Source organism: Pseudomonas sp. SYWMCR5 (assembly GCF_057197165.1).
On record NZ_JBXUNH010000003.1, the window covers coordinates 453,453 to 466,462 of the forward strand.

The window sequence follows — 13,010 nt, forward strand, 5'->3', positions numbered from 1 at the left end:
GGCCTCCTTACAACTCGATGCTCATGCCATCGTAGGCGACTTCCACGCCACGGCGCTGGACTTCGGCGCGCTCCGGAGAGTCTTCGTCGAGGATCGGGTTGGTGTTGTTGATGTGGATAAGCACCTTGCGCTGGCGTGGGAAGGCGTCGAGCACCTCCAGCATGCCACCGGGGCCGTTCTGGGCCAGGTGACCCATCTCGCGGCCGGTGCGGGTGCCGACGCCGCGGCGCTGCATTTCATCGTCTTCCCACAGGGTGCCGTCGACCAGCAGGCAGTCGGCGCCATGCATCATCTGCAGCAGCTTGTCGTCGACCTGACCCAGCCCCGGTGCGTAGAACAGCTTGCCGCCAGTACGCAGGTCCTCGACCAGCAGGCCAAGGTTGTCGCCCGGGTGCGGGTCGAAACGGTGCGGCGAGTAGGGCGGCGCTGCGCTGCGCAGGGGGAAGGGGGTGAATCGCAGGTTCGGGCAGGCGGGGATGACGAAGCTGCCTTGCAGCTCGATGCGGTTCCACTGCAGGCCACCGTTCCAGTGACTGAGCATGGTGAACAGCGGGAAGCCGGTGCTCAGGTCCTGGTGGACCATGTCGGTGCACCAGACCTGGTGCGGGCAGCCTTCGCGCAGGCTGAGCAGGCCGGTGGTGTGGTCTATCTGGCTGTCGAGCAGGACGATCGCGTCGATGCCGGTGTCGCGCAGGGCGCGTGCCGGCTGCATCGGCGCAAAGGCCTGGAGCTGGGCGCGGATATCGGGCGAGGCATTGCACAGGATCCAGTGCTCACCGTCGTCGGACAGGGCAATGGACGACTGGGTGCGTGCCGTCGCGCGCAGGCTGCCATCGCGAAAGCCCTTGCAGTTGACGCAGTTGCAGTTCCACTGCGGGAAACCGCCACCGGCGGCGGAACCGAGAATCTGGATGAACATGGCTACTCTCTTGCCGCGGGTCCATGAAACGAAAACGCCCCGGCGGGCCGAGGCGTTGCACTGCAGCGCTGCTTAGCGGCTGGCGAAGTACATGGTGACTTCGAAGCCGATGCGCAGGTCGGTGTAAGCGGGTTTGGTCCAGGTGGTCATGGTCGAACTCCTTCCGGATGGTGTGGGTGGATGTCAGCTATCTACTTTGGTGCCGCCTGAGTCAGGAGGTTCCATTGGCTGAGATTGCGCTATCTTACAAGAAAAATTTGTACCGAAAGGTTAATTCTTCGAAAAGCGCCCTTGCAGTACAGGTAACAATCCTCGCCTCGGACAGGGGGTATTTACTCGAAGCGCGCATCCGGCGCAGCGCTGGTGGCCAGGCACAGCCAGCCGTGGTCGGCGTCCAGAAGGCGTTTCAGCAAATGGTCCAGTATTGGCTGGTCTGTCCTGAGAATAGACCTGCGCAGCCGGGCAAGGTCTGTCGGCTCTGTAGCCAGATATGTCTGCCAGGCCCATTCGGCGACTTCGCCATTGGCCATCGCCGGCTCCTCGAACTGCGCGGCCAGGGCCTGCCGGGCCGTGGGATCGAACGTGACGCCGTCGGCCAGCAAGCTCAGCAGGTGCTCGAGAATCTGGCCGGGCGTGGTCTGTGGCGATTGCACGCCGAACAGCAGGCCGCCCTGGCCTTCTATCAGACGAAAGGCGCTGAACACGGCATAGCCCAGTTGCAGTTCGACCCGCAGGCGTTGGTAGACCGGGCCTTGCAGCGCTTGCGCCAGTACCCGACCTGCGCCTTCATCGTGGGCAGGAAGCGGGCAGAACAGCAGCAATGCATGCTCACTGCCGCCCGTGGAGTGCTGCACCCAGCGCCGGTTCGGTAACAACAGAGAGGCCGGCGGGGGCGTTCCCTGCACCCCCGGTGCACCTGCCAGCACCGCGCCGAGTGCTGCTTGCGCCGCGCCATCGAAGCCGATGGCGAGCCCGTGTCGAGGGGCGCTGGCCCAGATCTGCTCAAGCACCGCCAGATCCAGCAAGCAGGCTGGTTGTGGCTTTACGGCTGCCGGGCGCAGCTGATCGGGCAGCACCTTGAGCAGTGCCCTGATCGGGATGTGCGGCGGTTCGACGGGCGCAGGTGTGCGCAGCAAGTGTGGTGGAGGATGGCGCAGGTGTTCCAGGGCCAGCTCGAGGGTGCGGATCACCGCGCCAGGCATGCCCGCACAGCGCAGTTGCCAGTGCTCGCCAACGAGGGTGAAGTCCAGCTGCAGCGAGGCGCGGCGGGCGCGTTCGAGCAGTGGTTGCAACGCCTGTGACAGCACCGCATGAAAGCGCTCGCGCAGCGGCGAGGCGATCTGCCAGCGTAGATAGAGCGTTGCGAAGCCTCGCTCGATCGGCAGGATCTCGCTGACGGTCAGGTCCTTCGGCAGCGCCGCGCCGCCAACAGGGAGGTCGGCCATCAGCAAAGGCTCCTCGCGCGGTTGCTGCCATTGGCCCTGATCGCCGTTCGGCAGATCATCGAGTAATGCCTGGAAGGCTTCCAGCGCCTGGGCATCCAGTGCTTCGAACGGGCGCCCGGCACTGTCCCGGCGGGCGAGCTCGAGTGCGCTGGCTGCTTGCTTGCGGCTGTGTTGCAGGCGCTCGAATTCGCTGTTGAGCGCTGCCGTGTCCGAGCGGCGCAACGCGCCGAGCCAGCCGTGCAGCAGTGCGCGGACCTCGGCTGGCGGGGCGTCAGGTTGCAGTTGCAGGCGAATGTGCCAGAGCAATTGACCGGCAAAGGCGTACAGCGAGTCGCTGTGAACCTCCTGTAGCCAGCCGCGTTGACGCAGGGCATCGAGCCAGCCACCCGGGCGGCTGTCGCTCAGGCAGGCCTGCAGCAGGTCGAGGGCCTGCTCGGCGCCTGGAGGAAGGTGCTCATGGGCGAACAGCAGGTCAAGACAGCCGGTGGAGGCTTCAGGCTCGATCAAGGGGGTATCGAGCAGAGGGACGGGAGGCGTTTGCGCCTGCATTGCGCCCATGCTGAACAGACCACCGAATTGTCGGCCCAGGGCTTCGAGCTGCATCAGCGATTGCGGGCCGCAAAGGCTCAGATGGATCTGCCCACCGCGATAGAAGCGAGCATGGAAGTCGCCCAGCGCGCGCTGGAAAGCAGGGTCCTGCAGCGCCAGGCTGTACCGGTTGCCTGCGTGGAACCCGCTCAGGGGATGGTGTGGCGATACGCATTGCAGCAGCCTGAACTGGCGCTGCGCCTCGGTATTGCGTGACCAGGCGATGAACTCGGCATGGATCACTTCACGCTCGCGGTGCTGGCGTGCAAGGCTCAGGTCCGGCTCGGCGAGCATCTGGCACAGGCGCTCCAGCGCAGACCCCAGGGCCGCCGGAGGCACTTCGAAGAAGAAGTCGGTGGTGCGTTCGCGGGTACTGGCATTGACCTGGCCGCCGAACGCCTGGACATGGCGCATCAGGCCATCTTCCAGCGGGAAGCGCGCTGTGCCGAGGAACAACAGGTGCTCGAGGAAATGCGCAATGCCCGGCCACCTTGGCGGGGCGTCATGGCTGCCGGCATGTACCCTCAAGGCTGCGGCGGCGCGCTTGAGGCGCGGGGCGTGGCGCAGGGTCAGGCGCAGGCCGTTGGGCAGGGTGAGTGTGTTGATAGCGTCGGTCATGGAGGGATGCTAGCGCATTTGCGCTGGCCCGGCCGGTGCCATCTGCCACGGTGCCCATTTCGCCAGTGAAGCCGCTCCTTGCCCGTCGGCGTCAATCCTGTGCGCGGTGAAGATCCCGCCGCAGGTCGGCAAGATACGGAAACGCCTCGCGCCCCTTCACCACCCGCTCACGCTCAAGGTCGGCCAGCAACTGGCATTCCTCGCGTCCGGCCATGGCCAGCAGGCTGCCGTCCGGCCCGATGATGCTGCTCTGCCCGCAATACTGGATTTCACCTTCAGACCCGCAGTAGTTGGCGTATACCAGATAGCACTGGTTCTCCTGCGCCCGCGAGCGCACGGTCACCTGGCAGACGAAGTCGTAGGGCGTCATGTTCGCGGTCGGCACCAGGATCAGCTCGGCGCCTTCGAGTGCCAGGCGCCGGGCGTTCTCGGGGAACTCGATGTCGTAGCAGATCAGCAGCCCCAGCTTCCAGCCATCGAGCTCGACCACCGGAAAATGGTTGGCACCGGGGCTGAACATCGAGCGGTCCAGCTCGCCGTACAGGTGGGTCTTGCGGTAGTTGCACAGGCTGCGGCCGTGGGCGTCGATCAGTTGCACGCTGTTGTGAATCGAGCCGTCCTCGGCCCGCTCCGGGTAGCCATAGACGATGGCGATGCGCTGCGCCTGGGCAATCTCCACCACCGCCATGGCCGACGGTCCGTCTTCGGGTTCGGCCAGGCGCTGCACCGCGTCGGCGCCGATGTTGTAGCCGCTGAGGTACATCTCCGGGCACACCAGCAGTTGGGCGCCACGCGCTGCGGCCAGTTGCGCCTGCTGCTGCAGGCGTTCGAGATTGCCGGGCACGTCCAGTGGCCTGGGCGTGCCCTGGAACAGGGCGATGCGCATGGGCGCCTCCTCGTGTCAGTCAGGCAGGGCGATCGGGCCGATCTCGTGGAACACGTCGCCCGGCCCGGGGTTGTCCGCGTGGGTCTTGCCGCCGAAGTGGTTCATGATACCCCACACCGCATTCAGCGACGTTTGCACCGCGCCTTCGACCCAGGCCGGGGTCCAGGACACGTCGTCGCCAGCAATGAAGATGCCGCGCTGCTCGGCGGGCAGGTCCTGTTGCATGAAGTGCGCGTACATGCGCTGGTTGTAGCGGTAGTGGCCTGGCAGCGCGCCTTTGAAGGCGCCGAGGAAGTAGGGGTCGGCTTCCCAGGAGATGGTGATCGGGTCGCCGATGATGTGCCCGGCGATGTCGGTTTTCGGGTAGATCTTCTTCAGCGCATCCAGGGCCAGCTGCACGCGTTTCTCGGTGGGGTGCGGCAGCATCTTCAGCGCATCGCTCATCCATGCGTACGACAGGCAGATCACTCCCGGCTTGTCGTCACCGTTGTCGAACAGGTAGGTGCCGCGGGTCAGGCGATCGGTGAGGGTCATGCTCAGCAGGTCGCGGCCGGTCTGCGGGTCCTTGTCCTTCCAGAACGGGCGATCGACCATGACGAAGGTCTTCGACGACTGCATGTAGCGGGTGCGGTCCAGGGCCATCCACATCTTCTGCGAGAACAGCGACTCTTCGCAGTCGATCTGGGTGGTCAGCAGCCAGCTCTGGCAGGTGGTGAGCACGGCGGCGTAGTGGCGGGTGTCACCATAGTTGTCGGTAACCGCCAGACGGCCATCGCTGGCGCGGGCGATGCGCTTGACCCCCGCCCGCGGCGCGCCGCCATGCAGCGAGCTGAGGCTGGTGCCGGCCGGCCAGTGCGCAGTGCTGTCCGGCACATGCCGCCAGATGCCCTGCGGCACTTGCTCCACGCCTCCGACCACCAGGTGCTGGTGATCGTCGCAGTTGGTCATGACCACGCGGAAGATTTCCAGCATCGAGTTGGGGAAGTCCGAATCCCAGCCGCCGGTGCCGAAGCCGACCTGGCCGAACACTTCCCGGTGTTGGAAGCTCAGCTTGGCGAAGGCTTTGGAGGTGGCGACGAAATCGTAGAAGGTGCGGTCGTCCCACAGCGGCACCAGGGTGTCCCACAGAGCTTTCAGGCGTGGCACGTCGCGCTCGCGGATGGCTTGCTGGATCTCGCCGAAGCGTGCGCCGTCTTCCAGCGCGTCGGCCCAGGCTTCGGCCACCTCATGGAACAGCGCCGGCAGGTCGGCTGCCTTCTCGGCGTAGTAGGTCTGGCCTTCGAGGTCGATCACCGTGCTGCCCGAGGCCGGGGTCAGCGGGTTGGGAAAGGGTTTCGTTTCCAGGCCGAGCTTGTCGACATAGTGGTAGAAGGCGGTGGACGACACCGGGAAGCGCATGCCGCCCAGTTCGGCGACGATACCGTCGGTGCCGTTGAAGGCCTGCGAGCGCAGGCGCCCGCCGAGCTTCGAGGCTTCGTAGACGACCGGTTTGAGGCCCAGCTTCATCAGTTCGTAGGCCGCCACCAGCCCGGCGATACCGGCACCGACGATCGCCACTTCTTCGCCATGCCGTTCAGGGGGGATGCTGCCAAGGCCTGCGGGATGCTCCAGCCAGTCGTCGAAGGCGAAGGGAAAATCAGGGCCGAAGATGGTGACCGGCGGTTTGCCGTCGACGGGGTGGCGGTTTTTCTTGTTCATCTGATGACCTTGCCAGAGCGGCTGCGCTGAGGGCGGAGCCTGAGTATAGGAAATGCCTGGTGGTCATTTTATGAAGCGGGGCGCTCGTAATTAAGAGCAATAGTGGCGTCGATCTGTAGGGGATTATGTCGATATGACGATAAGAGTTTGCATTGTGGCGATACCTCTATCCAGGCTGCCCGCGATCCACCTTGCTGCTCAGGATGATCGAGGTGGTGGTCTTTTCCACGCCCTCCAGGCTGCCGATCTGGTCGAGCAGCTGGTCCAGCTGTTCCGGTGAGTCGCTGAGCAGCCAGGCGACGTAGTCGAACTCGCCACTCACCGCACACAGTTGCTGTACCTGCCCCATTGCCGACAGGCGGCGCACCACCTCGCGTCCTGAGCGTGGCTGCACCGTGATGCCGACATAGGCCTGCAGACCACCCCCGGCCAGGCGCTGGTCCAGGCGCACGCCGTAGCCGGTGATCACCTTGTGCTTCTCCAGGCGCGTCAGCCGAGAGGTGACGGTGGTGCGGGCGATGCCCAGATGGCGTGCGAGAGTGGCGACGCTTTCGCGGGCGTTGATCTGCAGCAGGGCGATGAGCTGGCGATCGATTTCGTCGAGGGCGATGGCACGGGAGTCCGGCATGACAAATCTCTGCAATGGGTGCGCTAGCCTAGCCAGACCTGGGCTCGGGCGGCAAGGTGAGCCGTTCGCACGATGATGGCAAAATGATTTAATCGATTTCACTTCTGTCTCAGAGCGGGCGCGTATTATGATGCGCCACTTGGTATTTGATAATCATTCGCGCTATGGAATTGGCGCCAGAAATCCTCTCTGCCTAGCGGTAGGTGCCACGTGTCCAGCCTGTTCAAGTTCGACGTCGATGCGGCGTTCTGTGTTTCCTTGCGCGATCGGCAAGACAGCCGCGAGCGTTTCATGCGAGAAGTGGGCAGCAGGATTGGCAATCCGCTGGTCTTCCACCTGAGGGACAAGGACGTCAACCCGATCCGGGCCCACTACGAGTCCCATCGCGCGTTGGCGCTGATGGCCCTGGAGCAGGGCTGGCAACGCATCCTGATTTTCGAGGACGATGCCAAGGCCTACGACTGGTGCGCCGCGTCGATCAACTGGATCAACCGCTTCATCGCCACCCGCCCGTTCGAGAGCCTGCACCTGGGCTACACCATGGGCCGCACCTGGCTGACCTGGTTTCCGTTCATCGCCCGTGGCCGAGTCAGTGCGCCGCATGCCTACATTCTTTCCCAGGAAGGCTGTCGAGTGCTGGTGGCCGCGCCCTACGACGGCAGGACACTGGACAGCCTGTTCAAGCGACGGATCAAGCAGCACTGCGCCTACCCGATGCTGTTCCGCCGCATCAGCACCGCCGCCTCCCAGGATGCGCGTGTCGCCCGGCATGAGGATGCGCAGTGGCAGCAGAACTGGGCGCGTCACCTGCGTTCGCCGCTGAAGTATTTCTGGAAAACCTTGTTACGCTGGAGCTTTTGATAGCGCAGGGGGAAACCGGCATTGACCTTCGAACATCTGCTCGAGTGCTGGCGACTGGAAGTTTCCAATAAGAAGAAGCCGGGACGGTGGATCAGTTTGCTGAGTAATGTCCTGCGTCGGTCGCGCAGGGATAACAAGCTGCGCTTCCTGTTTTGCTACCGTCTGGCGCAGTACCTGGATGGCAAGGGAGGGCTGGCGCGCCGCTATGCCCGGGGCATGCAGCAGCGACTCAACCTGAAGTATGCCGTGGACATCGACATCGGCGCGCAGATTGCGCCGGGGTTGCGCATCGCCCATCTGCCAGGCGTTGTCATTACCCGGCATGTACGGATCGGGCGCAGTTTCTTCATTCGTCAGAACTGCACCATCGGCATCAAGACTTTGGGGCTGGAGCACTACGCGCTGGAGATCGGCGATAACGTCAGCCTGGGCGCCAACAGCTGCATCATCGCCGACCGCCTGCGCATCGGCGACAACGTGGTGATTGGTGCGATGTCACTGGTCACCCGCGACATTCCCGCCGACACGACGTTCTACAACCCACGGCAGGCGACGCTGCTGCAGCGCTGAGCGTTGCCGTGACGCTCAGCCGACCGACGCTGCAGGCGACCGATCGCTGCGACTGCCCGACAAAAGCACCATGGCCGCCGCCAGCAGCAGCACACAGGCATAGGCATTGGTGGTCACGACCAGCCCGACATGCTGGGTGGCGATGCCGGCGGCCACTGCCGGCAGGCTGAAGGCCAGGTAACTCAGCACATAGAACCCGGCCATCAGCCCGCCGCGTTCGTGAGCATGGGCCAGCGGTACGACCGAGCGCAGGGCGCCGAGAAACCCGCCACCAAAGCCCAGGCCGGCGACCGCGGTGCCGAGGAAGAACAGCCAGGCCAGGCCGCCGTCCACGCCGATCAGGGTCAGCAGCAAGCCGCTGACCAGTGCCAGGCTGCCGCGGCGCAAGATCACCTGGGCCTCGCTGTTGCGCAGGGCGAAGATGCCCAGCGCGCCGCAGCTGGTCAGCAGGAAAACCAGGGTGCCGCCGACCAGCGGTGCCTGCAGCCCTGTGACCTGGCGCGCCAGGGTCGGCCCCAGCGACAGGTAGAAGCCGCCCAGTGCCCAGAGGCTCGCATTCAGCGGAGCGATCCGCCAGAAGGCGCGCCGGGCCTGCGGTGGAATTCGCACCCGTGGTCGCAGCGAGGCCCAGGCGCCGGGCTGACGGCTGATGCTTTCCGGCAGGCGCGGCAGCAATACCGCGAACAGCGCAAAGACGCCCAACAGGACCAGGAAGACCCGGTGCAGCGGCTCGCCGGAAAACTGCATCAACGCACTACTGCCCAAGGCGCCAAGGGCCAGGCCCAGCATCGGCGTCACGCTATTGAGCAGCGGCCCGCGCTCACGGTCGAAGTCCAGCAACGCCGCGCCGAGCACACTGGTGGCAAGCCCTGTTGCGCAGCCCTGCAGCAGGCGCGCGACGATCAGCGCCTCGACCGATTCTGCCCGCAGGAATACCGCCATGGCCAATACCTCCAGCGCCAAGGCCGCCGCGATCACCGGGCGCCGGCCGATGTGATCGGACAGCGAGCCGCAGACCAGCAGCGTCAGCAGCAAACCGCCCGCGTAGATGCTGAACACCACGCTCAGCAAGGCCGGCGAGAAGCCCCAGGTTTCGCGGTAGAGGGCATAGAGTGGTGTCGGCGCGCTGGCCGCAGCCGAGAAGGCGATCAAAATCGCCCCCAGCAACCACAGGGACGCGGCGTGAGACAGACCGTTGCGGCGTTCACGCGTGCTTTTGGGTAAGGTATCGCTCATGGTTGCTCTCGCAAAGGCTAAGAGTTAGCTTTTGCAGACGATGAACCTGTTTCGAGATAAAAGCAAATTCTTTGCGTTAAGGTGCGTATGGCGATCAATCAGGGCGTGCGTCCAGGCGGGCGTAGTGCGAGGGTCCAGGCTTCGGTCCACAGTGCGGTCAACCAGTTGCTGGAGGAGCGCGAGCGTGGCGAACTGACCGTGCCGCTGATCGCTGCCCGCGCGGGTGTGACGCCTTCGACCATCTACCGGCGCTGGGGCGACCTCAACGAACTGCTGGGAGACGTTGCGCTGCAGCGCATCCGTCCGGACAGCGGCCCGGCCGACACCGGCAGCCTGCCCGGAGACCTGCTCGCCTGGGGCATCCAGTACATGGAAGAGACATCATCGGTGCCCGGCCGCGCCGCGGTGCTCGACCTGCTGGCAGCTGGTGGCGGCTGCTCCGGGCGCTGCCTGGAAATTGCCACGGCGCAGTTTGGTGCGATTCTCGAACGCGCAGTGGCACGCGGTGAGCCGGTTCCGAGCAATGATCGCGTGGTCGATAGACTGATGGCACCGCTGGTGTACCGGATTCTGTTTTCCGGTGAGCCGCTGGAAGCGGCGTATGTGGAGGCGTTGGTGGAGGTGACGCTGGAGGGGATTGGCGGCTGAGGAATGAATCGCCGGACATGGCCGCCAGATGCAAAAAAGCCGCGCTGATGCGCGGCTTTGTCGTATCTGGTGGGCCCACACGGACTCGAACCGTGGACCAAAGGATTATGAGCCCGACAAAAAGGCCTTTGTCTGTTGCGAAAACCCAGCAAAAGCCTGATTTTATTGAATATGTACGTACATGCGGGTCAGATTTCGGTTGTTGGTGTGGACGTAATGTGGACGCTCGCAGCTGTACCTGATTGCACACCTGTTCAAATCCTTGTACAGCGTGCAATGCACCTTCCTCCCCGGCGGCCCGCGCCGCGTCTGCCGTAGCCCGCCCTTGCACCCGCCTAGCCCTTTGCACTTTTCTACGAGGGGAAGCGCGTCGGCGGGAGGGGGATAAGTGATTTTTCGTCTTGATTTTTTTGCGTATTGCATTGTTCGGCTCTGTCGGCATGCACCTCGTCAGCAACAGCCTGCCATCGGCCTTTTGACTAGATTCGAAGTGTTTGACCTTTGTGTCTATGCGTTGAAAGACCTTCTCGTGGCGTATCGGCTAACATAGGGCATAACTCCACTAAGCATAGGGATAATTGATGGGTGAGTATCTTTATAGGTTTCGGCGTGCCAGCCGTCTTATAGGAAAACCGGGCGAGCAAGGGGAGCTTGAGAAGCTGCAGATATATTTTGCTTCTCCCGAAGAATTGAATGACCCCTTGGAAGGCTATAAAGACTTTATATGGGCGGGAGATAAAATTCTCTGGCGTAATTTAATCCGTCACTATGCGCGCTGTCTAACCCGCTCGTGTGTGATGTACGCCCTACTGCATCCAAAATTTGAAGAAGATGTAAAGAGCTATTTTGATATAAATGTGTATCCTGATATCAGAATAAAGGAGGCTTATGAGCTAGTTCAGTTAGTTGAGTCGGCACTATTTTCGATTGAGGCGATAAATAAATATATTGATTGTTTGGGAGACGGTCGTGAAATTCGAAAGTGGGAGTTGTTGACTCACTTGCGCTCAATCCACGCCGTAACAATGCATGTGGTTCTTGATTCCATGGTGGAGAAAGGGATATTTGCAAAAAGCCCCCTCAGCTTCACAGATGAAGATAAAGCCTACACGATCTCTCTTTTGGATCAATTGGCTGAACAGTATTCAGGTGCTAGTACTGAAAGCTCCCAAGAATTCTATGCAGGAGAAGCGGTAAGAACTGCTCAGGCGAACCTGACTTCACACAGAAAGAAATGGGAGAAAAACTTATATTTTATATTTTTTGAATTCCCTGAGGTGTTTGTTGATCGTATTAAAGAACTTACTCACCCCAATTGGTATGCCGCATGCTTCATGTCTGAATGCAGTAATTCGGCAATATGGGGTACTTACGGAAATAATCATCAAGGTATATGTTTGAAGTATTCAATACCTGCCGACGATCAAGGCAGGCGATTCCTCCCTCTACGTCGTGTTATTGGGACAGGGACCGACGGTTATATTTGGGGTGAGGGAAGGCAGGAGTTTTTTAAAGTTGACTACGAAAAAGACTTCCTTGAGGTGGACTTTTTTCTAAATCTCGGTAGTTTGTCAAAAACACAAATTGACCAGTACTGGCACAGTGACGAAAGTGGAGTTCGCAGTGGCAGAGCACCTGAAGTGGATGAAAAGGCGTGGCGAGAAAAGTATTGGAAAGATTTCGTGCATTCTGCGACTGTTAAGTTAAAGGAGTGGCGCAGTGAAAATGAGTATCGTCTAATAATGCACGATTCTGTAGTTGGGTTGAGTGATAAGAGTCTGCGTAAAGTTAACTATAAGTTTGATGTGTTAGAGGGCGTGATTTTTGGCATAAATACGCCTGCTGAGGAGAAGGCCCAGATTATAGAGATCGTAGCTCACTTGTGCGCAAAAAATGACAGAAAGAGTTTTAGCTTTTATCAAGCTGTCTATGATCCTGTTCGGCGAAATATCCAACATGTCAAGCTGGATATCGATTTGATGTTCGTAGGGGAGGAAACCAAAGTTTAATATGTCCTCGGCCCCCTTGCTTCATCTGGTTTCTGCGGCGATGCTCGTTGCAGCACACAGAGGTGATTGATGGATTTATGACATCCAAATTAGGCGGTACCATTTAAGGCCACCCAGTATATGACAGGAACGTTGAAAGGATTATGAGGAGCAGGGCCAGTTTTGATGTTGATGCCGCCTATTGCATTTCGCTCGAGGCACGTAATGACAGGCGTCAACTGTTCGGGGAGAGCATCAGAAAGCGGATTGGTAACCAAGTCATCTTCCATGTTGTGCAGAAGGCCGACGACCCGAAGCGCGGCTGCTACGAGTCCCACCAGCAACTCGCCCAGCGCGCGCTCGAGGAGGGCCTGGAGCGGATTCTGATTTTCGAAGATGACGTGATGCCCTACGAGCTGAAAGCCTCACGGATCGCCTGGGTGAACCGCTTCATGTGTAGCCACCGATTCGAGGCCTTGCACCTCGGCTACAGCATGGGCCGAACCTGGCTAACCTGGTTCCCGTTCATTGCACGGGGCAGGCTCAGTCCGTGCGGCAGGATCTGCTGGATAAACGGCTTGTGCGGCAGGCCGTAGGCGAACGACACAACCACGGTCGTGCCCTCCTCGGGGAAACCGAACATACCGGCTTCCTGGCCGCCCATGGGCGCCGGCAGCGGCAGGCTGGTGAACACCGGCAGCGCCGGATCTGGCTCGCCGTCTGGCAGCAGTACCTGGACATCCACGCCGAAGCGCGGGCGGAAGTCGTCGCACAGTCCGGGCGCCGCCGGCGCGTCCGGTACCGCGACCACGCGCCCGAAGCGCGGCAGGTGATAACCCCGGTGATCTGTAAGCGCTCCATGAACCCCACATTCAAAGCGCTTACCTGATCCCCGATGCTGTGCTCCCGATTTCTTTCTGGAGTC

At 61.6% G+C, this 13,010-nt stretch carries 12 protein-coding genes and 1 pseudogene; 5 read left to right on the plus strand and 8 right to left on the minus strand.

Annotated elements, in window-relative coordinates; all coding sequences use genetic code 11:
* Positions 1 to 7 precede the first annotated feature (7 nt).
* The 6 genes from pqqB to AC2CGW_RS12535 form a co-directional block, all read right to left on the minus strand.
* Complete coding sequence (pqqB, locus tag AC2CGW_RS12510; protein ID WP_186667525.1) at positions 8 to 919, minus strand: pyrroloquinoline quinone biosynthesis protein PqqB; 912 nt, start codon at positions 917 to 919, stop codon at positions 8 to 10.
* Between the two features lie 72 nt (positions 920 to 991).
* Positions 992 to 1,069: a pyrroloquinoline quinone precursor peptide PqqA gene (gene pqqA / locus AC2CGW_RS12515; protein ID WP_081255326.1), complete on the minus strand. Its 78-nt coding sequence runs from the start codon at positions 1,067 to 1,069 to the stop codon at positions 992 to 994.
* 182 nt (positions 1,070 to 1,251) lie between these two features.
* Positions 1,252 to 3,570, minus strand: a complete 2,319-nt coding sequence (gene pqqF, locus AC2CGW_RS12520; RefSeq protein WP_484574105.1) for a pyrroloquinoline quinone biosynthesis protein PqqF — start codon at positions 3,568 to 3,570, stop codon at positions 1,252 to 1,254.
* Between the two features lie 91 nt (positions 3,571 to 3,661).
* The gene (locus AC2CGW_RS12525; protein ID WP_186667527.1) at positions 3,662 to 4,456 is read right to left on the minus strand and encodes a carbon-nitrogen hydrolase family protein; all 795 of its coding nucleotides are present in this window, start codon (positions 4,454 to 4,456) and stop codon (positions 3,662 to 3,664) included.
* Positions 4,457 to 4,471: 15 nt separating this feature from the next.
* Positions 4,472 to 6,154 carry a flavin monoamine oxidase family protein gene (locus AC2CGW_RS12530; protein ID WP_484574106.1) on the minus strand — a complete coding sequence of 561 codons (1,683 nt, stop codon included), beginning with the start codon at positions 6,152 to 6,154 and terminating at the stop codon, positions 4,472 to 4,474.
* Positions 6,155 to 6,320: 166 nt separating this feature from the next.
* A complete protein-coding gene (locus AC2CGW_RS12535; RefSeq protein ID WP_484574107.1) occupies positions 6,321 to 6,782 on the minus strand; it encodes an Lrp/AsnC family transcriptional regulator in 462 nt (153 codons plus the stop codon).
* Positions 6,783 to 6,992: 210 nt separating this feature from the next.
* Between AC2CGW_RS12535 and AC2CGW_RS12540 the strand changes: the two genes are divergently transcribed.
* Together AC2CGW_RS12540 and AC2CGW_RS12545 are read left to right on the plus strand one after the other, a co-directional pair.
* Positions 6,993 to 7,643, plus strand: a complete 651-nt coding sequence (locus AC2CGW_RS12540; protein WP_288375750.1) for a glycosyltransferase family 25 protein — start codon at positions 6,993 to 6,995, stop codon at positions 7,641 to 7,643.
* A 21-nt stretch (positions 7,644 to 7,664) separates the two neighbouring features.
* Entirely contained in the window at positions 7,665 to 8,213 is a 549-nt protein-coding gene (locus AC2CGW_RS12545; protein ID WP_411383654.1) for a serine acetyltransferase, read from the plus strand.
* A 15-nt stretch (positions 8,214 to 8,228) separates the two neighbouring features.
* On the opposite strand, the gene AC2CGW_RS12550 is transcribed toward AC2CGW_RS12545, so the two are convergent.
* Positions 8,229 to 9,449, minus strand: a complete 1,221-nt coding sequence (locus AC2CGW_RS12550) for an MFS transporter (RefSeq protein WP_484574108.1) — start codon at positions 9,447 to 9,449, stop codon at positions 8,229 to 8,231.
* A gap of 87 nt (positions 9,450 to 9,536) precedes the next feature.
* Here AC2CGW_RS12550 and AC2CGW_RS12555 point away from each other — a divergent pair, with 87 nt between their 5' ends.
* From AC2CGW_RS12555 to AC2CGW_RS12565, 3 genes are all read left to right on the plus strand, one after another.
* Entirely contained in the window at positions 9,537 to 10,097 is a 561-nt protein-coding gene (locus tag AC2CGW_RS12555; protein WP_186667532.1) for a TetR/AcrR family transcriptional regulator, read from the plus strand.
* Positions 10,098 to 10,678: 581 nt separating this feature from the next.
* Complete coding sequence (locus tag AC2CGW_RS12560; RefSeq protein WP_484574109.1) at positions 10,679 to 12,106, plus strand: hypothetical protein; 1,428 nt, start codon at positions 10,679 to 10,681, stop codon at positions 12,104 to 12,106.
* A 143-nt stretch (positions 12,107 to 12,249) separates the two neighbouring features.
* Positions 12,250 to 12,681, plus strand: coding sequence for a glycosyltransferase family 25 protein (locus AC2CGW_RS12565; RefSeq protein ID WP_484574110.1), 432 nt, complete (start codon positions 12,250 to 12,252; stop codon positions 12,679 to 12,681).
* Here AC2CGW_RS12565 and AC2CGW_RS12570 read toward each other — a convergent pair.
* A pseudogene (locus tag AC2CGW_RS12570) lies at positions 12,591 to 12,923 on the minus strand (hypothetical protein); the annotation flags it as partial. The gene AC2CGW_RS12565 and the pseudogene AC2CGW_RS12570 overlap by 91 nt on opposite strands.
* Between the last annotated feature and the right edge of the window lie 87 nt (positions 12,924 to 13,010).

Bases quoted from the DNA above. Each gene is read 5' to 3' on its own strand.
- pqqB (WP_186667525.1), bottom strand. From the start codon at position 919: ATGTTCATCCAGATTCTCGGTTCCGCCGCCGGTGGCGGTTTCCCGCAG.
- pqqA (WP_081255326.1), bottom strand. From the start codon at position 1,069: ATGACCACCTGGACCAAACCCGCTTACACCGACCTGCGCATCGGCTTC.
- pqqF (WP_484574105.1), bottom strand. From the start codon at position 3,570: ATGACCGACGCTATCAACACACTCACCCTGCCCAACGGCCTGCGCCTG.
- AC2CGW_RS12525 (WP_186667527.1), bottom strand. From the start codon at position 4,456: ATGCGCATCGCCCTGTTCCAGGGCACGCCCAGGCCACTGGACGTGCCC.
- AC2CGW_RS12530 (WP_484574106.1), bottom strand. From the start codon at position 6,154: ATGAACAAGAAAAACCGCCACCCCGTCGACGGCAAACCGCCGGTCACC.
- AC2CGW_RS12535 (WP_484574107.1), bottom strand. From the start codon at position 6,782: ATGCCGGACTCCCGTGCCATCGCCCTCGACGAAATCGATCGCCAGCTC.
- AC2CGW_RS12550 (WP_484574108.1), bottom strand. From the start codon at position 9,449: ATGAGCGATACCTTACCCAAAAGCACGCGTGAACGCCGCAACGGTCTG.
- AC2CGW_RS12555 (WP_186667532.1), top strand. From the start codon at position 9,537: ATGGCGATCAATCAGGGCGTGCGTCCAGGCGGGCGTAGTGCGAGGGTC.
- AC2CGW_RS12560 (WP_484574109.1), top strand. From the start codon at position 10,679: ATGGGTGAGTATCTTTATAGGTTTCGGCGTGCCAGCCGTCTTATAGGA.
- AC2CGW_RS12565 (WP_484574110.1), top strand. From the start codon at position 12,250: ATGAGGAGCAGGGCCAGTTTTGATGTTGATGCCGCCTATTGCATTTCG.